At 40.2% G+C, this 20,524-nt stretch carries 20 protein-coding genes; 7 read left to right on the top strand and 13 right to left on the bottom strand.

The genetic code is table 11. The annotated features are described in order from the left end of the window. Positions 1–6: 6 nt before the first annotated feature. Complete coding sequence (locus V7K69_RS04500; protein ID WP_335031818.1) at positions 7–747, top strand: hypothetical protein; 741 nt, start codon at positions 7–9, stop codon at positions 745–747. Here the strand turns inward: V7K69_RS04500 and urtE are convergent. From urtE to V7K69_RS04485, 3 genes are all read right to left on the bottom strand, one after another. Further along, positions 710–1,408: an urea ABC transporter ATP-binding subunit UrtE gene (gene urtE, locus V7K69_RS04495; protein ID WP_335031816.1), complete on the bottom strand. Its 699-nt coding sequence runs from the start codon at positions 1,406–1,408 to the stop codon at positions 710–712. The genes V7K69_RS04500 and urtE overlap by 38 nt on opposite strands. Before the next feature lie 91 nt (positions 1,409–1,499). Further along, entirely contained in the window at positions 1,500–1,700 is a 201-nt protein-coding gene (locus V7K69_RS04490; protein WP_335031814.1) for a type II toxin-antitoxin system HicA family toxin, read from the bottom strand. A gap of 2 nt (positions 1,701–1,702) precedes the next feature. After that, on the bottom strand, positions 1,703–1,909 hold the full coding sequence (locus V7K69_RS04485; protein WP_094331380.1) for a type II toxin-antitoxin system HicB family antitoxin: 207 nt from the start codon (positions 1,907–1,909) through the stop codon (positions 1,703–1,705). A 79-nt stretch (positions 1,910–1,988) separates the two neighbouring features. Between V7K69_RS04485 and V7K69_RS04480 the strand changes: the two genes are divergently transcribed. After that, the gene (locus V7K69_RS04480; RefSeq protein WP_335031812.1) at positions 1,989–2,588 is read left to right on the top strand and encodes a Uma2 family endonuclease; all 600 of its coding nucleotides are present in this window, start codon (positions 1,989–1,991) and stop codon (positions 2,586–2,588) included. An 18-nt stretch (positions 2,589–2,606) separates the two neighbouring features. On the opposite strand, the gene urtD is transcribed toward V7K69_RS04480, so the two are convergent. From urtD to V7K69_RS04450, 6 genes are all read right to left on the bottom strand, one after another. Then, the gene (gene urtD, locus V7K69_RS04475) at positions 2,607–3,353 is read right to left on the bottom strand and encodes an urea ABC transporter ATP-binding protein UrtD (protein ID WP_335031810.1); all 747 of its coding nucleotides are present in this window, start codon (positions 3,351–3,353) and stop codon (positions 2,607–2,609) included. After that, on the bottom strand, positions 3,328–4,446 hold the full coding sequence (gene urtC, locus V7K69_RS04470) for an urea ABC transporter permease subunit UrtC (protein ID WP_335031807.1): 1,119 nt from the start codon (positions 4,444–4,446) through the stop codon (positions 3,328–3,330). The genes urtD and urtC overlap by 26 nt, the downstream gene beginning before the upstream one ends. A gap of 30 nt (positions 4,447–4,476) precedes the next feature. Further along, entirely contained in the window at positions 4,477–5,637 is a 1,161-nt protein-coding gene (gene urtB / locus V7K69_RS04465) for an urea ABC transporter permease subunit UrtB (RefSeq protein ID WP_335031805.1), read from the bottom strand. Between the two features lie 285 nt (positions 5,638–5,922). Further along, positions 5,923–7,239 carry an urea ABC transporter substrate-binding protein gene (urtA, locus tag V7K69_RS04460; protein WP_335031803.1) on the bottom strand — a complete coding sequence of 439 codons (1,317 nt, stop codon included), beginning with the start codon at positions 7,237–7,239 and terminating at the stop codon, positions 5,923–5,925. A gap of 313 nt (positions 7,240–7,552) precedes the next feature. Continuing rightward, complete coding sequence (locus V7K69_RS04455; RefSeq protein ID WP_335031801.1) at positions 7,553–9,121, bottom strand: sodium:solute symporter family transporter; 1,569 nt, start codon at positions 9,119–9,121, stop codon at positions 7,553–7,555. A gap of 121 nt (positions 9,122–9,242) precedes the next feature. Next, on the bottom strand, positions 9,243–9,518 hold the full coding sequence (locus V7K69_RS04450) for a DUF485 domain-containing protein (RefSeq protein ID WP_335031799.1): 276 nt from the start codon (positions 9,516–9,518) through the stop codon (positions 9,243–9,245). A 528-nt stretch (positions 9,519–10,046) separates the two neighbouring features. Here V7K69_RS04450 and V7K69_RS04445 point away from each other — a divergent pair. Continuing rightward, the gene (locus tag V7K69_RS04445) at positions 10,047–10,646 is read left to right on the top strand and encodes a site-2 protease family protein (RefSeq protein WP_335031797.1); all 600 of its coding nucleotides are present in this window, start codon (positions 10,047–10,049) and stop codon (positions 10,644–10,646) included. A gap of 163 nt (positions 10,647–10,809) precedes the next feature. On the opposite strand, the gene V7K69_RS04440 is transcribed toward V7K69_RS04445, so the two are convergent. The 4 genes from V7K69_RS04440 to V7K69_RS04425 form a co-directional block, all read right to left on the bottom strand. Continuing rightward, complete coding sequence (locus V7K69_RS04440; protein ID WP_335031795.1) at positions 10,810–12,201, bottom strand: hypothetical protein; 1,392 nt, start codon at positions 12,199–12,201, stop codon at positions 10,810–10,812. A gap of 348 nt (positions 12,202–12,549) precedes the next feature. Further along, complete coding sequence (locus V7K69_RS04435) at positions 12,550–14,220, bottom strand: phosphatidylglycerol lysyltransferase domain-containing protein (RefSeq protein WP_335031793.1); 1,671 nt, start codon at positions 14,218–14,220, stop codon at positions 12,550–12,552. 317 nt (positions 14,221–14,537) lie between these two features. Further along, positions 14,538–15,446 (bottom strand): alpha/beta hydrolase, encoded by a 909-nt coding sequence (locus V7K69_RS04430; protein ID WP_335031791.1) that lies wholly within the window; start codon positions 15,444–15,446, stop codon positions 14,538–14,540. Between the two features lie 137 nt (positions 15,447–15,583). Next, positions 15,584–16,549, bottom strand: a complete 966-nt coding sequence (locus tag V7K69_RS04425) for an alpha/beta hydrolase (protein ID WP_335031789.1) — start codon at positions 16,547–16,549, stop codon at positions 15,584–15,586. Between the two features lie 137 nt (positions 16,550–16,686). Between V7K69_RS04425 and V7K69_RS04420 the strand changes: the two genes are divergently transcribed. The 4 genes from V7K69_RS04420 to V7K69_RS04405 form a co-directional block, all read left to right on the top strand. After that, complete coding sequence (locus V7K69_RS04420; RefSeq protein WP_335031787.1) at positions 16,687–17,640, top strand: lysylphosphatidylglycerol synthase domain-containing protein; 954 nt, start codon at positions 16,687–16,689, stop codon at positions 17,638–17,640. Between the two features lie 428 nt (positions 17,641–18,068). Continuing rightward, positions 18,069–18,458, top strand: a complete 390-nt coding sequence (locus V7K69_RS04415; RefSeq protein ID WP_335031785.1) for an agenet domain-containing protein — start codon at positions 18,069–18,071, stop codon at positions 18,456–18,458. Positions 18,459–18,579: 121 nt separating this feature from the next. Beyond that, positions 18,580–18,969 carry a hypothetical protein gene (locus V7K69_RS04410; protein WP_335031783.1) on the top strand — a complete coding sequence of 130 codons (390 nt, stop codon included), beginning with the start codon at positions 18,580–18,582 and terminating at the stop codon, positions 18,967–18,969. A 78-nt stretch (positions 18,970–19,047) separates the two neighbouring features. After that, on the top strand, positions 19,048–20,524 hold a 1,477-nt coding region (locus V7K69_RS04405; RefSeq protein WP_335031781.1), incomplete at its 3' end, for a tetratricopeptide repeat protein.

Here is a 20,524-nt window from a genome sequence, read left to right as displayed (position 1 = left end):
TGTTTTATGGCATCTCAAATAGACATACATTTACCTAACGGAGTTTTGCAACGCTTACAAAATGCGAAAGATTATGTAGGCGAAAGCGTTAACTCTCTAAGTAACTCAGCACAACAAGTTGGGGACTCTTTGAAAGCAACAGCAACTACAACAACTGATAGAGCAATTGATACACTTACGACAAGTTTAGAACAAAGTTTGCAAACAGCGCAGCAATTTAAGAGTACAACATCGGGCGTAGTTAAAGATGCGATCGCATCTTCTACAAATGATTGGCTGACACAACACCCGATATTTTTTCGGTTAGTTCAAATACTAGGTTGGGCGACTAATCACCCAATTATTAGTATAGTGATTTTGCTGTTTGCACTTGCCTTGCTTTGGAGCATCATCAAAGCAATTGTCCGTTTAATTGAAACAGCTAGTTGGTCAATACTCCAAGTTCCGATAAAATTACTTCTGGCTTTGATTAAAGTTAGTTTTCTATCCTTAGCTAAAGTTGGCAGTTTTGGGATTCAAAAAATTACAGCTACTAAAACAACTGATAATTTGCCTACTTTAGTACCTGAAAATCTTCAAACCAATAAGCAACAACGATTAGTAGAAATTTCTAGTCGCTTAGAAGCAATTCAAAAAGAACAGCATGAGCTTTTACAAGAAGCAACAGAATTGATTGCTTCTGACACTATTGATATAGACATCTCCCAAATTAAACAGCTAAGAAGCGTTGAATCACATCTTGGCTGAGTTCGGCTGTGGAACCGGAGGCGACAATACCACCTTTTTGCATGGCGTAATAATAATCAGCTTGACGGACAAAGTGTAAATGTTGCTCTACCAATAAAACCGAAATACCAGTGGTTTCGACAATACGACGGACTGCGGCTTCAATTTCTAGGATGATGGAGGGTTGAATACCTTCAGTGGGTTCATCTAAGACGAGTAATTGAGGTTCTCCCATTAAAGCACGTGCGATCGCTAATTGTTGCTGCTGTCCCCCACTCAAATCACCACCCATCCGCGAAAGCATAGTTTTTAACACCGGGAATAAGCTAAAAACTTCCTCTGGAATTTCTGCTTTTTTAACTGGCTTGCGTCTGGCTTCCAACCCCAACAGCAGATTTTCTTTAACTGTCAATCGGGGGATAATCTCTCGTCCTTGGGGGACATAACCAATTCCCAACTTCGCCCTTTGGTCGGGAAATTTTGAGTTGATTAATTCTCCAGCTAAATTAATTGTTCCACTACGGGGTTTAAGTAAACCCATAATTGTTTTGAGTAATGTAGATTTACCTACACCATTGCGTCCAATCAGGCAGACCATTTGCCCAGATGGTACGCTTAAATCTACATTGCGGAGAATGTGGCTTTCGCCGTAGTAAACGTTAAGATTAGATATTTTTAGCATTAGAAATTACGTAGATATTAAAATTTCACGCAGAGGCAAAAAGAAAGATTTATTTGTTATGCTTTTGTTCAATAACCTCAATATGATAAGGTCATAATCCACTCAAATTGCAGAAACAAACTCGCTCACTGTAAGCCCCGCAGTGCGAATCAAACTTCGCAACGTTCCTTTCGCGCTCTCCTTCTTTAACCAGAATTATATGGCTTCCACTTTGGCGTGCAACTTCCCAACCAAATGACTCAAACACACGAACAACTTCACGTCCGTTAAGAACAGGAATAGCAGAGGCCATAACTAAGCCACAACCTCTACTTGGTGAGTCTCTATCGTAAGTGGCAAACCGCGCTCGGCACGAACTTGTAGACAAGCAGCTATTGCATCTTTGATATTTTCTAGTGCTTCTTTCTTAGTCTGACCTTGACTCACACAACCCGGAATACTGGGGCACTCTACAATCCATGCACCATCTTCATCACGATCAACTGTTACATTAAACCTCATATTTCCTCATACACTAAGCTTGTGACTATAGTATATCTACAGTATGTGATAGTCTGTCTAAGGTAAGAAGGTAAAGCAAATGACGAAAACCCAAAAACTGCTAACCTTTGAGGAGTATCTTACCTATGACGATGGTACAGACACGCGCTATGAGTTGGTGGATGGAGAATTAGTTGAGATGCCACCAGAAAGCCAGGAAAATAGCAATTTAGGAAGATTTTTATTCGTTGAACTACTAAAACATTTCCCATTTTATTTAGTTGCTTACAAGGATACAGAAATTGAGGTGGCGGGGCGACGGGCGAGATGTCGTTTACCTGACTTAATGATTCACACAGAAGAATCTTATGCTGCCCTTATCGGTGCTACTCGTGCTACCCTCACTCGTGATATGCCGCCGCCTGCGCTAGTGATTGAAATTGTTTCTCCGGGAACAGCAAACAGTGTTCGTGATTATCGCTACAAGCGGACGGAGTATGCTGCTAGGGAAATATTAGAGTATTGGATTGTTGACCCGCAAATGCAACAAATTACTATTTGTCAGTGGGTGGAGGGACAGTATGAGGATAAGGTATTTACAGGTGCTACTTGCATGGAATCAGTGGTAATTCCTGAATGGGTACTAACAGTAGAGCAGGTATTTAATAGCGCAAAGCGACCAGGATTACCAGGTGAATAGAAAGTGGAATCGCGTTTTTCATTCTTCCTGTTTTCCCAAATAAACCTCAATAACACGAGAGTCATTTTGCACTTCCTCAAAATTACCTTCGCACAACACCGAACCTTCATGTAGCACTGTTACTTTCTTAGCAATTTGACGTACAAATTCCATATCGTGTTCAATTACTAAAATTGAATGACTTTGTGCTAATGCTAAAAGTAATTCACCAATGTTATAGGTTTCTTCATCTGTTAAACCCGCAACTGGTTCATCAACTAGTAATAAATCAGGTGACTGTGCTACTAACATCCCAATTTCTAAACGTTGCTTTTCTCCGTGAGAAAGTAAACCTGCTCTGATATCGGCTTTTGGCGTTAAACCAATGGTTTCTAATAATCCTTTAATATTATTTTTTTCAATAGCATTAGAATGTTCAAACAAAGTAGAAAAGACATTTTTTTTCTTGTTACTGGTAATTTCTAGATTTTCACGGGGCGTTAAATTTAGGTAAATTCGGGGTGTTTGAAACTTGCGTCCAATTCCCAATCGGGCAATTTTATATTCAGGTAAAGAACGTAGGTTTCTTCCTTTAAATAAAACTCGCCCTACTGTTGGCTGAACTTTCCCGGTAATTACATCCAGAAATGTTGTCTTTCCCGCACCATTAGGGCCAATTACTACTCGTAATTCACCCATATCCATACTAAAGTTAAGCTGGTTTAAAGCCTTAAAACCATCAAAACTAACAGTTACATTTTCAGTTTCCAATATTTTCGCGTTCATGTTGCACTTCGGGGTCTTCTTCCAAGGTGGGATATGTGGAAATTTCTTGACGGCGGTGGAAAAGAGAAATATTCTGGCTACGCAACCATCCCACGATACCGTCAGGAAGCACTGTGACGACTATCAAAAATAATGCGCCTTGGAAAAATAGCCAGATTTCAGCAAATTGTTCACTTAAAAAAGTGCGGGCATAATTGACTAACAAAGTTCCGACAATTGCGCCAATTAAAGTAGCGCGTCCGCCTACCGCTACCCAAATCACCATTTCAATGGAAAAGGCAATATCCATTGCTCTGGGTGAGACTGAACCACTTTGAATGGTGTAGAATGCTCCTGCTATACCTGCGATCGCACCTGAAACTGCAAACACCAACACCTTAAAATCTGTAGGGTCATAGCCAGAAAATCTTACCCGACTTTCATCATCACGAATCGCTATCAACAATCTCCCAAAGCGTCCAGTTGTCAACCAGCGACAAATCCCGTAGGTGGCTGCGAGAAACACTACCGTCAGCGTGTAGAAAACAAACTGCGTTTTGGCATCGCTGACCGTTGCCCCAAACAAAGTTGTAAAATCTATCAGTCCGTTTGTACCGTTGAAAAATTGTTGTTGACCGTTAAAGAAGTTGAAAAATACAATAGTTCCCGCTTGAGTCAAGATAGAAAAATAAACACCCTTGAGGCGATTTCGGAAAACTAAATATCCCAATAATCCCGCCAATAACCCTGGAATTAGTACCACAAAAGCTATTGTCAAAGGAAAAGAATAAAAAGGTTGCCAAAAGGCGGGAAGTTCAGTAACCCCATAAAGTCCCATAAAGTCAGGCAATTCACCAGTCGGGACTTGAAGTTTTAGGTACATTGCGATCGCATATCCACCCAAACCAAAGAAAATACCATGTCCCAAACTCAATAAACCAGTATACCCCCAAATCAAATCGATACCCAAAGCCACGATCGCCAGTGACAAAAATCGCCCCAACAAATTTAGGCGAAACTCCGAAAGCACCAGTGGCATAACAATTATAAGGAAGAGTGCGATCGCAATCACCACCCCCACCTCAATTAATAACCCTCCTCCCCTCTTTCTCATTCTCTGCGTCCTCTGCGTCTCTGCGGTTCGTTAAACATCAACAGTACGTCCCTTCTGCGGAAAAATCCCCCAAGGCTTCCACTGTAAAAACACAATAATCAGCGCAAATACCAACACCTTAGCCATACTCGTCGTTGCAAAAAAAGTAAACAAATCAGCCAAAGGCTTAACAGGACTCAACAACAAAGCCAAAGTCCCAGAACCAATTAAAAAATTAGCCGTACCAATACCCAAAGCAGCCACAATCGTCCCGGCTAAATTCCCCACACCCCCAACCACAACAACCATAAAAGTATCAATAATATAGTTTTGTCCCGTATTTGGCCCCACAGAACCAAGCAAACTAATCGCACATCCAGCCACACCAGCCAAACCAGAACCCAATGCAAAAGTAATCGCATCAACCTTTTGAGTTGGGATACCCAAACAAGCACTCATACTCCGGTTTTGCGTCACCGCCCGAATTCTTAAACCCCAGCTAGAACGCTGTAAAAATAAATAAATTCCCGACACACAGATTATTGTTAAAGCAATAATAAATAACCTAGCAAAGGGAAATTGCACACCACCCAAAGATATCCCCGCTTGTAACCAAGTAGGCGCTGTTACATCCACATTTTGAGCGCCAAACCAAGGTTGAGTTACTGCTAGCTGATAAGTTTGACTCAATAAATTGCCTGTTGTGATTGTCACTCCCAGCGATAGTAAAAATATTACCGCCACAATCCAGTTACGAACTCTTCCCAAATCAGTGCGAGAATTTAAAATCCATAAACCTCCAAAAAATAACAGAGAAAATAAGCCTATACCAATTATCAATAACCAATTCACGCTGCGAACAAACTGTTGAAAAATCAAACTTACTCCCCAAGTTGCCAAAAGAGTTTCTAGAGGTCGTCCATAGAGATAACGAATCACGCCTTTTTCTAGAATTAATCCCACAGTAGCCGTGAAAATAAAAGCGATAATCAAAGCCAAAAATATATAGACTTCAAACCATACTCCACCCAATTGCTTGCAGACATTTTGTACAACATAAGTTGTATAAGCCCCAAACATCATCAACTCACCATGTGCCATATTAATGACACCCATCAATCCAAAAATAATTGCTAATCCTAATGCAGCAATTAATAATACAGCACCAATACTAATGCCATTGAATACAGCTTCTAAAAATCCTGCTAACACTTTTTTTCCTACATATTAACTTCTTGTTATTAGAGGATGTTTGAAAAGTTTTCTTCTCAGTAATAAAACATTCTAGATCTCCCTAAATCCCCCTTAAGAAGGGGGACTTTGATCCGGGTTCCCCCCCTTTTTAAGGGGGGTTAGGGGGGGATCAACAAGTGCTAAAATCACAGCCAAGGACTTTTTAAACAACCTCTAAGAAGGTGGGTTATGGCTTTATCCTTTGTTGCTTGTAACTATTAAACAATGACAAATGACAAATGACTAATGACTAATGACAATTATTTAAACTTTCTTGTACTTACCACCCTTCGCTGGGTCAGTCCAATCACAAGCAAATCCTTTAGTCTCTTTTACAAATTGATTCCAAGGAACTGGCTCAACTGGTGCAGGAGTAGCATAGACAATATCAAACAAACCATCTTGCCTAACTTGACCAATCCGCACAATTTTAGAGATGTGATGATTGGCATCCATTGTCACTTTACCTTCAGGCGCATCTAGAGTTTGACCGTAAGCCGCAGCACTGACTTTAGCTATGTCTGTAGTCCCAGCTTTTTGTACTGCTTGCTTCCACAAATAAACTGCAATATATGCCGCTTCCATTGGGTCATTTGTCACGCGATTTTCACCATACTCTTTCTTGAAAGCGGCAACAAACTTTTTGTTAGCAGGTGTGTCTACTGTTTGGAAATAGTTCCAAGCAGCGTAATGACCTTTGAGATACTCTACGCCAATTGCTTTGACTTCTTCTTCGGCAATACTGACAGACATAGAGGGATATTTATCTGGTGTCAATCCAGCCCCTTTTAATTGTTTGAAGAAAGCAACATTACTATCACCATTCAGGGTGTTATAAATCACGCCACCATTGGGCAAATTTTGTTTGATTTTCGTAATGATAGGCGTAACTTCTGTATTGCCAAGAGGTAAATAATCTTCACCAACTGTTTTTCCGCCTAAAGCTTCTAATTGGGCTTTAATAATTGTGTTAGCAGTGCGGGGAAAAACATAGTCAGAGCCAACTAAAAAGAATTCTTTGCCCTTATTTTTTAACAGCCAATCAACAGATGGTTCAATTTGTTGATTTGGTGCTGCACCAGTGTAGAAAATATTTTTAGAACACTCTTGTCCTTCATACTGCACAGGATACCAGAGCATATGATTTTTGCTCTCGAATACTGGCTTGACATTTTTACGACTAGCAGAAGTCCAACAACCAAAAACTACAGCGACTTTATCTTGATCTATTAGCTTAGTTGCCTTTTCTCTAAAAGTATCCCAGTTAGAAGCACCATCTTCGGTAATTGCTTCAATTTGTTTACCTAAGACACCACCAGCAGCGTTGATTTCTTTAATTGCTAATTTTTCAGCATCAACAACACTTTTTTCACTAATAGACATCGTACCACTCAGAGAGTGCAAAATACCTACTTTGATGGTGTCACCAGCTGTAGCAGCAGCTGGTGAAGCAGTAGGAGGTGCGACTGTACTCTCTGTAGTGGTTGGGGAATTATTCGCACAAGCTTTTAGAAAAAAACTGCTTCCGAAAGTTAGAGAACTGTAGATCAAAAACTTACGTCTGTTAAATTGTCTTCTCATAATCTTTATGAATTTTCCTCTTGATGAATCAACTAACTTAATAGAAAGCTGACAATATCAAACTTTAAAGTGTGATGATAGTGCGATAGTTTACTAGTAAAAAGTTATCTTGGATACCAAACGCCTGATTTTTGTTACAAAAAAATAACTTTGCAATATTAATATTTGTAATGAGTAATACCCAATGACAAAATCGGCGTTGCTGAATTCAGGTATGAAAATGATTTTGCGTGATTTCAAAACCCTTGTAGAGAGGTTGCATTGCAACCTCTCTACACCAAGATTCATATATCTAATCAGCAACGCGACAAAATCACATCCCAGAACCAATGTGGATGCGATCTTCAACTTCGGCAAACTTATCTTGTGCCTGCTGCTCAGTAGTCAATAGTGAAACGACAATTGCCACAATAAACGCTAGGGGAATAGTAACTAATCCCGGATTTTTCAGTGGGAAAGGTGCAGAAGCGTGCTTGAGAATTGTCACCTGAATAGTAGGTGATAAATAAATCAGCAGTAACGAGGAGAAAGTACCGACTAACATACTTGCAACTGCCCCGCTAGTGGTAAAGCGCCGCCAAAGCATTGATAATAGTAACGCTGGAAAGTTGGCACTAGCTGCGATCGCAAATGCTAAACCCACCATATAAGCGACGTTTTGTCCTTTAAACAAGATACCCAAAAATATCGCCACTAACCCCAAAATCATTGTCGCACCGCGAGCTACCTTCAGTTGTTCTGACTCGTCAGCATGACCCGATCGCACCACGTTCACCCACAAATCATGAGACAGTGCAGCCGCTCCTGAAAGTGTCAAACCCGCTACAACCGCCAAAATCGTTGCAAAGGAAACAGCAGAAATAAAGCCTAAGAAAGCATCACCACCGAGAAATTCTGCCAACATCGGTGCAGCCATGTTACCACCAGTCCCAACTTGCTTGATGGCATCTTGCCCTACTAGCACCATCGCTCCAAAGCCCAGGATGAAGGTAAGGAGATAAAAAACGCCAATAATAGCTGTAGCATAAGTAACAGAGACCCGTGCCGCTTTAGCGTCCGGTACTGTGTAGAAACGCATCAGGATGTGGGGTAATCCAGCAGTGCCGAACATCAACGACATTCCCAAGGAGATGGCATCAAAGGGATCGGAAACCTGTTTACCTGGAGCTAATACACCTGTATATTTATCTGCGGCCGCAGCGAAAAGAGCAAGTGGGTTAAAACCAAATCGTGCCAATACCAAAATAGCTAGCAAGATGGTTCCGCCGAGCAACAGAACTGCTTTAATAATTTGTACCCAAGTCGTGGCAATCATCCCGCCAAAAATCACATAGGCCATCATCACACAACCGACGATGACCACGGCTAATTCATAATCAAAGCCAAACAGTAGTTTAATTAGCTCCCCAGCCCCTACCATCTGGGCAATTAAGTAAAAGCTAATCACTGCCAGCGTTCCAATCGCAGATGCAATGCGGACTGGCTTTTGCTGTAAGCGATAAGCCACTACATCGGCAAAAGTGTATTTGCCTAAGTTACGTAGTGGTTCCGCAATCAAAAACATCACAATTGGCCAGCCCACCAGGAAGCCAATAGAATAAATTAAGCCGTCAAAGCCGTTGAGTGCCACCAGTCCAGCGATACCTAAAAAGCTAGCTGCACTCATAAAGTCTCCTGCTAGGGCTAGCCCATTTTGGAAACCACTGATTTTACCGCCGGCTGTATAGAAGTGGGCGGTATTTTTGGTAAGCTTTGCTGCCCAATAGGTAATGCCTAGAGAACTGACAACAAACAGAAAGAAGAAAGCGATCGCCAACGGGTTAAACTTACCAAGACTGGTAATATCCGCCGCTAATGGCAGATCCAACCACACACTATTCATGCTTTTTTGGTTTAGTATTTTGGATTTTGACTAGAATTTGCTAATAACTATTGGGCATTGGGAATTGGTCAATAATCAGTAGGTCATCTTCCCGTGCTTCCCCATTCCCCATTCCCAATTTTCACTTGCGTGTCAGCCTGGCGATTTGATCGTCGTAACTGCTATTTGCCCAACGCACGTAGATAAAAATTAATACCCATGCTGAGACAATTACCAGCGCCCCTAATAAAATTCCCAGGCTCAGGCCAGGAACTACTAATGACCCCAATAGAGGCTTATTGAATGCGATTAGCAAGATAAAGCCAAAGTAAATAAACATCATGGCTCCACTGAGAATCAGGGATACGCGCCAACGTTCAGCCGCGAGAGCCTGGAGAGCCTTTGTGCGATCGTCCATTGTCTTCCTTTAGGTTGAGAAGATTAGGTCAGATTGTCTCATTGAAGTTGATATATGCGTAATTTTCTTAAAGATTATTAGTAAATCTATTGCTATTTCAGGTAATAAAATTAACTTTGCAAAGTGATGTACCAAAATTACAAGGTAATAGCGGCTATGTTTTGAGCCAGAGACACATAAAACTATGAGATGCAGTTAGATACAAATAAAGCTGAATCTATCTGTAATTTGTAATTTTACTTTTTTAAGTCTTTTATTATACATCAAGCTTTTAGGCTTGAGTCAATGTAAGTTTTTTATATACTAAAAATTAAAATAAATACGTAGTTACTACTAGGTTTCAAAATTCTTGAAGTGTTATGAGATGTTTCTTTAAGGTATCAAATCAACTGAGATTAATAAAATTAGTAAATTTTCATTTATAGAATATACCAAAAATTACCGTAGCAGCTTAAGCAATTATTTGGATAAAATTTATACTAATTATGTCTTGTTACACAGATGGGCATCACCAAAATTTAGTAAATTATGTTTATCCAAACACTCATCACAGAGCCGATTCATTTTTTCAGAATCGTTGTAATTGTCATATTCTCCATTACTTTGCATGAACTTGCACACGGCTTGGCTGCGATGAGTCAGGGAGATAATACTCCCCAACAAACTGGTCATCTGACACTCAATCCTGTAGTTCACATGGGTAAAGAATCAATCATCTTTCTTTGCCTCATGGGTATAGCTTGGGGACAAATGCCCGTCAACCCCTCTAAGTTTCGCTCTGGTAAGCTAGGCAATATTTTGGTATCCGCAGCAGGCCCATTGTCGAATCTGGCATTAGGCATTCTATTTACTGTGTTGCTCAAACTTTTTCATCTTTCAGGACTTTTGAGTGTCGAATTTCTTTATCTAGCGGCTCGGATCAATTTGACATTATTTCTGTTTAATCTGCTGCCAATTCCACCACTGGATGGCTTTCATGTTTTCAGTGAGATTTTTCCTCAGCTAAAGCCACTGCAATATACTCAATTCGGACTCTTTGCCATGATGCTTCTGTTCATAATCCCAGGTTTTGGGAGAGGAATTGGTAGCATTGCTGATTTATTTATCCGATCAACATTGACTATGTAGATAGCAAGTTTTTTAAGCAACACTATTGTAATGAGTCCTTCGTCTGCAAGTCCAATTTCTTCCGCGATTATAATTGCTATAACAATCCTAAATAAAAGTGCAGAAACAAGATCCCCAACTTCTTAGAGAAGTCGGGGATCTTCGGGTTATTGGTATATGCAATCTAATTGTCTATACCGACAGAAATAAGTTTGCTGTAATATTCAGTCTTGGTATAGATGCTGAGAATAGTATTACCAACTGCAAAAAAAGTGCCTTCTTGCTCATTTTTAGAAAATTGTAGATTTGGATATTTAGCAGCAGCTTCTTCAGCAGTCATGGGTTTTGCTTTTATTTCATCTGGCAATAGTCCAGTACAACCAATGTAAAATACCAAAGGGGAAATCTTATCTTGGTAGATATTTTCTACATATTTCTCTAGCTTGGTATTCGCTGCGCTCAAAGCTGCAACCATTTCTTCTTTGCTGATTTGCTTACCAGCTTGTTTCTCTTGAAATAACTGCACCAAAATATCAGCACCAACTTTCTTCAGAATATCTACAACTACGCCATTTTGCTCAAGCCCAAGAAAATCATCGAAAATTGGTTTCATAAACTCGTCAACTTTCGTAATCTTGGTACGTGATGAAAGTAACCTGTGCCTAACAGCGAGATTTTCATTAAATACCATCTCAAAATTCGGCTTAATGATAATTTCTCCAGTTTCTTTATCATAAAGACGATACATTCTATTCAGAAACTTATTGGCAGAAGGGAACTTACTCAAGTTCAGAATATCTTGACTGCCGATGTCGATTTTATAGCTCAATCGGGAATCAAGAGTACCATTAACTAAAGCTTCGTGGATATTGGTGTATTCATTAGTTGTAGGGAAATTGATGTAAGTATTTTTGGAGAGATAGTGCTTTTTAAACTCATCTAACTGTGGCGCTATAAATATCTCTGACTCTTTTTTCAAGTAAGCAGAAATAATACTAGTAAGTACTTTAACTTCTGCGAGTTGATTGAATAGTCCATCAATACTACTGTAACAACGATCAGAAGCGACAAGCGGCAAGTTATCTAGCTGGATGGTATATTCAGCATGGAAGTCAAAATTTTCTGCATCTAACACACCCTTTTCTTTGAGCCAATCAAAAGCTTTTTTACTACTAATTTTGACTTGTAAAGACTTTATATTGATTTTCCCATCACTTACAATAGTGTAGTTATTAAAGCTATTGAGGTCATTCACCAGCAAACCTGCTACCTCAAGAGTAGGGGTTTGATCTTCAGATTTGGTAAGTTTGACTTTACGTTTGATAAGCATATTGATAGTAGCGGTATTGCGGTTAAATTGAAATTCGCCTATACCAGCATACTCAGCATTATCTATATATTCTGTTTGCAACCAAGGTTGTAATAGTTCCCCTTTTTCGTCTCTCACACCTTTAACGCGCTTGATACCTGTTCTTTGATAATTTTCTTGCAGGTGCTTGATATTAATGATGATATTGTTGCGATATTCTGCAAAAAAATTGATGAGTTCTGGCAGAGAAATTTGATTATTGCTCATATTTTCACCTTCCATGTAAAGGTCAATAAGTCTGTTAAAGCCACGGTTTCTAATAAGTTCTTCCAACCGTGAAAACTTGAAGGACAAATACACAATAAATTTATGCCAAATAAAGACAAGGAGATTTTGCCCCTCATTCAAGGTAAGGGAAATTTTGGCCTCAGTGTACTAACTACTATGGGGATTCAGTTATGACAAACTTTGGACATTTCCTTTCAGACTTAGCGTTACATACTCACCAGAGATTCATGCTTTTATAGTACAATTGTATCATAAAAATGTCAATTTGTGCAGGCGAGTCGATCCCTAGAATGAGGTGTTATGGGGTTAATGCCAGAATTGATGCCTTTAGGCTCCGGGTTTGAAATAATCAAAAAGGCGATCGCCTGAATCTGCGCGAATCAATGCTACAACTACATCTGGTAAGGCAGCTAAACTGGGGTAAACCAAATAACGCGGTTCCCAACTGGGGCGGAACTTGTCTTTGTAGGCGTGTAGCCCCTTGAAGTTGTAGAAGCGATTCAAATGCTCGTAAAGATAGTGCAAGACTCTCTCCAAGCGGCGTGATTCTGGGTTGTCTCCAACTCCCGCAAGGGCAGAAAGACCGAAATTAAAGCTGTCGTAACCACAGTCTTTAAAATGCTGAAGCAGAGAAATAAATAGAAAGTCCATCGTCCCATTCTCAAGAGATGAGCGATGTCGCATCATGTCAATAGTCGCTTCGTTGAGTTGGTACTCCCGGAGAATGTTGGCAAAGGCGCTGATGTTACCTTCAGGAGTATGCACCACAGCAATCTCGCACTCTCGCAGATAAGCTTCGTCAAACCAACCCAAAGAAAATTGTTTTTCTGAACCTTGTACCATCTTTAGCCATTCATCACTCACAGGTTTGAGGAGGTGCAACAAAGCATCAGTAATGGGTGGTTGGTAAAATTCGATTCGGTATCCTAGTTTAGTTAAACGACTGATTGATGGTCTAAAGTTTTTACCGGCTTTACCTTGTAATGTAAAACTTTTTAGGTCAACGATCGCTTCTTCTCCAATCTTGAGTACCTTAAATCCCAATGATTTGTAAAGCTCAACATCATCGGGCAAAGTTTGGTAAAAGCCTGGATACCAATCATTGCGTTGGCAAAACTGCCAGAAAGAAACTATTGTCTCTTGGCGGTCTTCAATGGGGCCTATGGGATCTCCTAATGCGATCGCACCCCTGCCTTTGGGAACATAAGCTATTACACTATTACCAGTAGGGCTAAAATAATAACTTTTGTCATTTAAGAGTGCGATCGCTGCTAAAGAAGAATGCCCATATTGCTCGACTATTTCTTTAGCTCTTTGGCGCTCTTTTGGTGTTGCTAGATTACGCCAAAATACAGGTTGCAATAACATTACTATTGCATAGGTAATAGTAACTGCGGCAATAATATAGATAGAATTAGCAAAAAATTCTCCAAATCGGCTCTTTGGTTGCAGTCCCCAATTATCCTCAGTGAAGAACATCGCTAAAGTCTGAAGTACAGCTTCACGCCAATTAAAATTTTCAGAAAATTTGCCGTCTAATAAGTAAAATCCAATAGTTCCGTATGCCAGGGTAAATAATAAAGCACCTATCAGCACTCTAACTCCCCGTGCAATTGAAGGACGATCTGATTGTGCCGTGAAAAAATGGCGCATTAAGATTAATTGCACCAGTAAAACTCCAGAGAGAAGACTTTCTTCATAGTCCAATCCCTTGAGCAAATGGCTGAAGATGGAAATTACTAATAAAGCAATGGTCAGTAACCAAGCAATTCTTTTTCTGCGTAATAAATTAGTAGCAAGTGCAAGTAAAACAAACCCAGTCAGCGCTGCAAATATATGACCCGTGGCACGAATTTCAAATGGCAAAAATTCCTTTAACCAGTGATTCCGCCCATACAAGTTAGGTGTCACTGCTGACAACAAATTCACTACTCCCACTAAACCAGTTAGGAAAGCTGCACTCCAAAGTCCAATTTGAGTTTTTAAATTATTAGTCATTTGTCATTTGTCATTTGTCATTGGTTTTAGTGTTAAGAGGATGTTTGAAAAGTATTCGCTGTGACTTTAGGCACTTTTAGATCCCCCCTAACCCCCCTTAAAAAGGGGGGAAAACTTCTTAAAGTCCCCCTTTTTAAGGGGGATTTAGGGGGATCAAACCACATTTTGCACCTGGCACAGAGATGTGTGTACACCGTAGCTTAAAAAGGGGGGGAACTGGAGTCAAAGTCCCCCTTCTTAAGGGGGATTTAGGGGGATCTAGAACATTTTGCTACCGAGAAGAGGACTTTTCAAACATCCTCTAAAACTCTTAACTCCTAACTTTTAACTCCTAACTTTTTAAATTGTTCGCCTACATACGAGAGCGAATCTTTAAGGTGTTTATGGAAGTAGTTCCAGCCTATATCAGCACCAGACAAACCATGACCTCCTGGAAACGCATAAAATACGTGATCAATGCCTAATTTATTTAAGGTTTCGTTGAAGGCTTTAGTAGAAGCCAATAAATTAGTATCGTTCAAACCCGCATCTAAGTAAATATGCAATCGCTTCCTATCTTGAGGCGATAGCTGTTGTACGATTTGTTGGGGACTATTTTGTGAACCGCTATTATCGGTAAAATAACCGCTATGGCTAAACAGAATGTGGAAGTTGTTAAGATAGCGTAACCCTATATTAAATGCTCCCCATCCACCAGAAGATAGACCTCCCAGCGCCCAAAACTGGGGTTTTTCTAAAGTGCGGTAGCGAGACTTGATAACTTGCACTAACTCAGAACCAATCAAAGTCCCGATTTTGCCATTCGGCCCATCAAAGTAATCAGGATCGTAGAAAGGACTGGAACCACGATTATCATTACCGTCAGGTGTAATCACAATTGATGGCGGTAATTTTCCAGTTTGATAAAGTTGATGAAGTACATCTAAGACGGCATACTTGTCAGCATAAGCACGAGCATCATCATGACCACCGTGTAATAAGAATATCACCGGGTAGCGCTTTTGCTGATTTTTATCATAATCAGGAGGCAAAATCACGCCATACTTGCGGACTGCACCCATCGCTTGGGAGTTAAAGGTTGCTAATTGAAACTTTAGCCCAGTCTTTGCCACTTTTTGGGGTGGGTCTAATTGCGGCGCACCTAATATAAATACATAATAATAGCCAGCAGTAGTGAGGAGTGCGATCGCTCCTAGTAAACTAATTAACAATTTAGAAATTTTCATATTTTTTTAGGGTTAGAAAAATCACCTCCGTTCAAACTTACTATAGTGAATCTGCTTAAGAATGGCAGTAGAGTTTTCCACAGTGATATTTAAATATCAACGGATTTACAAAATAGTATTATTTATCCTGGCGATCGCTAAGGATTTTTATTATTCCCACCTACATTACGAGCCATACTTGCCATTTCAGCAGATTTAAATTGTTCACCCACAAATGTCAAAGAATCGGCTAAATGTTCCCGCCAGTATTGCCAAGTGTGACTGCCAGGAAATTGACGAAACAGATTATAAATTTTTAGGTTATTTAGTACTTTAGAGAAATTTTTAGCTTCATCGATTTCTTCAATATCTGCTTTGCCTGAATCTAAGTAAATCCGCAATCTTTGTTTAGCTGGTGTGGGAATACTTTTGATATAAATTATCGGGCTATTTGTTGGGCCGCTTTTATCTTGAAAATAACCACTATGACTAAATAAAATTGAGAAATGATTTACATTGTGTAACCCCACATTCATTGCACCCCAAGCACCAGAAGATAAACCCCCTATTGCCCAAAAATCTGGATTAGTTAGTGTCCGATAACGGCTTTGCACAACTTTTACTAACTCATCACCCACGGCTGTGGAGACTTTACCGTTAGGGCCATCAATATATTCGGGATCTCGGTAGGGACTAGAACCACGTTTGTCGTTGCCATCTGGTGTAATAATAATGCTAGGTGGCAGCTTACCTGTAGTATAAAGTTGTTCCACTGTCTTGAGAGCTTCTCCCTTATTCTGAATAAACCAATCACTGGGATTACCATGTCCGCCGTGGAGGAGAAAAATTACAGGATATCTTTGTTTTGGGTTTTGTTCATAGCCAGGGGGTAAAGAAACGCCATAAGTGCGATTTGCACCCATTAATTGACTATCGTAGGTTGCAATTTTGTAGGTTAAATGAGTAGCTGAGTCGCCAGTATTAGACTTGGTTGGAAGAACGGAAGGAGTTGTTTTTAAATCTTGCTGTAGAGGTGGTTTTGCTACAACATTTTGGGATAAATTACAGCTAACTAGGGTTAATGCTGAAACTAGCAAGATAATTTTTGATTGTTTGTAGTTCATCTTTGCAGGTCATTGGACAGTCTGTGCTGGCAATTATTAAGTTTACGCAAGTAAGTTGTCAATGTTGTGTCAAGAGGATGTAAACTTTGCGACTTGTTGTAAGTTAAAAGTCAAAAGTTAAGATAAGTTTCTTCACGATGCTTAAAAAACTGCAACTGAATTTCAGCGCACTGTTTGGCTTGTCATTGCTGGTGCTTTCTTTGTGGGCGATCGCTAACGAACTGCATGAGTATAATTATCGTGACATCCTCAACTCTCTAGCTGCTATCCCCAAAAGCCGCTTAAGCTGGGCAATTTGGCTGACGATTTTGGGCTATCTAGTGATGATTGGGTACGATATTTTGGGTTTTAGTTACATCAATCGTTCCCTAAACTGGAACAAGATTGCTTTAACCAGCTTTATTAGCTCTGCGTTTAGTAATACTATAGGTTTTGCTTTGCTGACTGGCAGTGCTATCCGTTATCGATTTTATGCTACTTGGGGAGTGCCAGCAGTTGCGATCGCTCAAGTAATTGCTTTCGCCAATTTTACTTTTTGGTTGGGGATGTTTGCCGTTGCAGGTTGCTTATTCCTCATCAACCCCCTCAAAATTCCTACTCAATTACATTTACCTTTGGCAACTGTGCGTCCCATCGGCGTGATTTTTCTCCTATTGGTGGCTAGTTATTTGCTAGGAAGTATTTTTATTAAACAACCGTTAATAATTCGTGGGCATGAATTTCGATTTCCTTCTTTTAAGATATCTCTTATTCAGATAGTAATTTCTAGTCTTGATTGGATTTTGGCAGCAGCAATTCTTTATGTAGTGCTTCCCACTAATATATCTTTGTCTTATCTGGATTTTTTGGGTATCTATTTGCTAGCGATGTTTGCAGGTGTTGTTAGTAATGTTCCTGGTGGTTTAGGTGTATTTGAAACTATAATTTTGCTGATTCTATCATCCCAAGTTTCGGCGGCGGCAATTTTGGGGTCAATGTTAGCTTATCGGGGAATCTATTATTTCTTACCTTTTCTAGTAGCATCGGGTTTGCTAGGAATTTATGAAATTAGATTTAGAACTCGTAATTTAAAGAATATTAATAAGATGTAAATTGTAGTTTCAGTATTAATACTAAGAATTAGATCCCCGACTTATTTAAGAAGTCGGGGATCTGAACCCTTCGAGTAAGAGGTTGTTTGAAAAGTGTTTTGCTGTCAGTTTAGGCACTTTTGATCCCCCCTAGCCCCCCTTAAAAAGGGGGGAACCGGAATCAAAGTTCCCCTTTTTAAGGGGGATTTAGAGGGGATCTAAAACTATTTGATACCGATAAAAAGACTTTTAAAACATCCTCAAGTAAAATTTATAAAATTTCTTAATTTTAAACACGATATCTTCATAACTAGCAGCGAAAATTCATAATTTTTGCTGAGGCGATCGCTAATTTGATTCCATCACAATAGTAACAGCTTATGGAAATTTTTAATTAGATTTCCATAAATCCTAATCAACATTCCGTTTTACTGTTTGAGGATAGAATCATGAAAAATAAAGTATTGTTTGGTGCTATATTCATGGCAACTTGGGTAGGCACATTGATTCCCAGTGCTTTTGCTGCTTCACCCTGTTCTGTAGGACAAAAGGCTGAGGTTTTTTGGAAGGAAAAATGGTATCCAGCAACAGTACTTAAGGTTAATGATGATAATTGCTATATTACTTATGAAGGTTATGATAGTTCCTGGAATGAATGGGTTGGTGCTGAACGCTTCCGGGCATCATTTGAAGTTGGAGATGCAGTAAGAATTTTGTGGAAGCGGAAATGGTATAAAGGGCAGGTTTTAGAAGTTAGTAACGATCTTTATAAAATTACTTATGATGGCTACGATAGCTCTTGGGATGAGTGGGTTGAACCTTCCAGAGTAAGCAGATAGAGAATATTTCACTATTTATAAATTTAAAGGGACGATTTCACTTGTTGGAGTCGTCCCTTTAATTTAAAAGGGCTGTTAAACTGAGAACCATAGGTAAAATCTCGTATATTTTGGCAAACTTATGGAGCCAGTATCGCTGACAGCAGCTGCGATCGCAACCTTGGTCATCACCAAAGCCTTTGAAAAAACTGGGGAAGTCCTGGGTGAAAAGGTTTTAGAACAAGGCGGTAAATTATTCTTACTGCTGAAATGTAAAGCACCTAATACGGCGAATGCTATAGAACTGGCTCAAACGCAACCGCTAGATTATGGTCAAGCTTCTTTGGTTGAGCAGGTAGAAGAAGCGGCAAAAAAAGACCCTGAAATTGGTCAAGCTGTTGAGGCGGTGGCGGATACTGTTAAATCTCAACCTTCTATTATCCAGAATTTTACGAATACAGTTGATAAAAATTATGGCGGGAATGTCGGGAATGTTGCTAATGACAACCGCAATCAAACGTTTAATTTCTGACTACAGTCGCCTGAACGGGAACAGGTAAAGTTAAATCCCCCGACTGAAATACCGCAAAATTTGCCCCTGAGTGGGGTAGTGGAATTTGTTGGACGTGAAGAAGAATTGCAAAAACTCCACCAACTTTTGCAGGATAATAAACAAGTTGCGATCGCAGCGATCGCCGGTATGGGTGGAGTTGGTAAAACAGAACTCGCCTTACAATATGCCATCAAGCACCGCGAAACATATAACGGTGGGCTTTGCTGGTTGCTTGCAAAAACTGGAGATGTGGGCATTCAAGTTGTGCAGTTTGCCAGAACGCAGCTTGATTTAAAGCCGCCAGAAGATTTTGACATACTCGCCCAAGTGCAATATTGTTGGCGGCGTTGGCGTGAAGGTGATGTGCTGCTAGTGCTGGATGATGTCAGCGACTACGAGGAAGTCAAGCCTTACTTACAGGCGTTACCTTCTCGGTTTAAAGTGTTGATGACTACGCGCCAGAAGTTGGGACGCATCGCACAGTTATCTTTGGATGTGCTGCAACCAGAGGCGGCGCTGGAGTTATTAAAGTCTTTACTCAAAGAAACACCGGGGCGAATTGAAAAAGAATTAGCTTTAGCAAATCAGTTGTGTGAATGGCTGGGATATTTACCTTTGGGTGTGGAATTAGTGGGGCGATATTTGGCGCGGAAACAGGATTTATCTTTAGCAGAAATGTTGCGGCGGTTGGTGAACAAGCGATTAGATGAGCGTTCTCTGTCTAAATCTAAGTCGGAAGCTGACATGACAGCACAACGAGGTGTGTTAGCAGCCTTTGAGTTGAGTTGGCAAGAATTAGAAGACGACGATAAACAATTAGGCTGTTTATTGAGTTTATTTGCAGCCGCACCTATACCTTGGAAGTTGGTGGAACAGTGTTTACCAGAAGAAGAAGCCGAAGATTTAGAAGAAATTAGAGACGATCGCTTGTTGAATCTGCATTTAGTTCAGCGTAAAGGTGAGGCAATTTATCAACTGCATCCACTGCTACGGGAGTTTTTTCAATATAAGCTTACAGATTTAGATAAGGGAGAGGAATTAAAGCGATCGCTTTGCCGGGTAATGGTAGCAGTTGCCCAAGATATTCCTTACTCGTCCACCCTTGAGAAAATCACCGCCGTTTCTCCCGCTATTCCTCATATAGCTGAAGTAGGGAATCATCTCATTCAATACGTCAGCGACGATGATTTACTTTGGCCTTTCTACGGCAACGCTACATTTTATAATGGTCAAGGTTTATATAACCAAGCTTTACCCTGGTTTGAACAATGTCTAGGAGTCACTAAAAAACGTTTGGGTGAAGAACATCCAGATGTCGCAGCTAGTCTCAACAACCTAGCGGAACTCTACCGTTCCCAAGGCAGATACAGCGAAGCCGAACCCCTTTACATCCAAGCTTTGGCACTCACGCGCAAGCTGCTGGGTGAAGAACATCCATTTGTCGCACAAAGTCTCAACAACCTAGCGTTACTCTACTACTCCCAAGGCAGATACAGCGAAGCCGAACCCCTTTACATCCAAGCTTTGGCACTCA

Origin of the sequence: Nostoc sp., assembly GCF_036917775.1 — a bacterium.
Classification (GTDB): domain Bacteria; phylum Cyanobacteriota; class Cyanobacteriia; order Cyanobacteriales; family Nostocaceae; genus Nostoc.
This window is presented reverse-complemented; position numbering and strand designations above follow the sequence as displayed.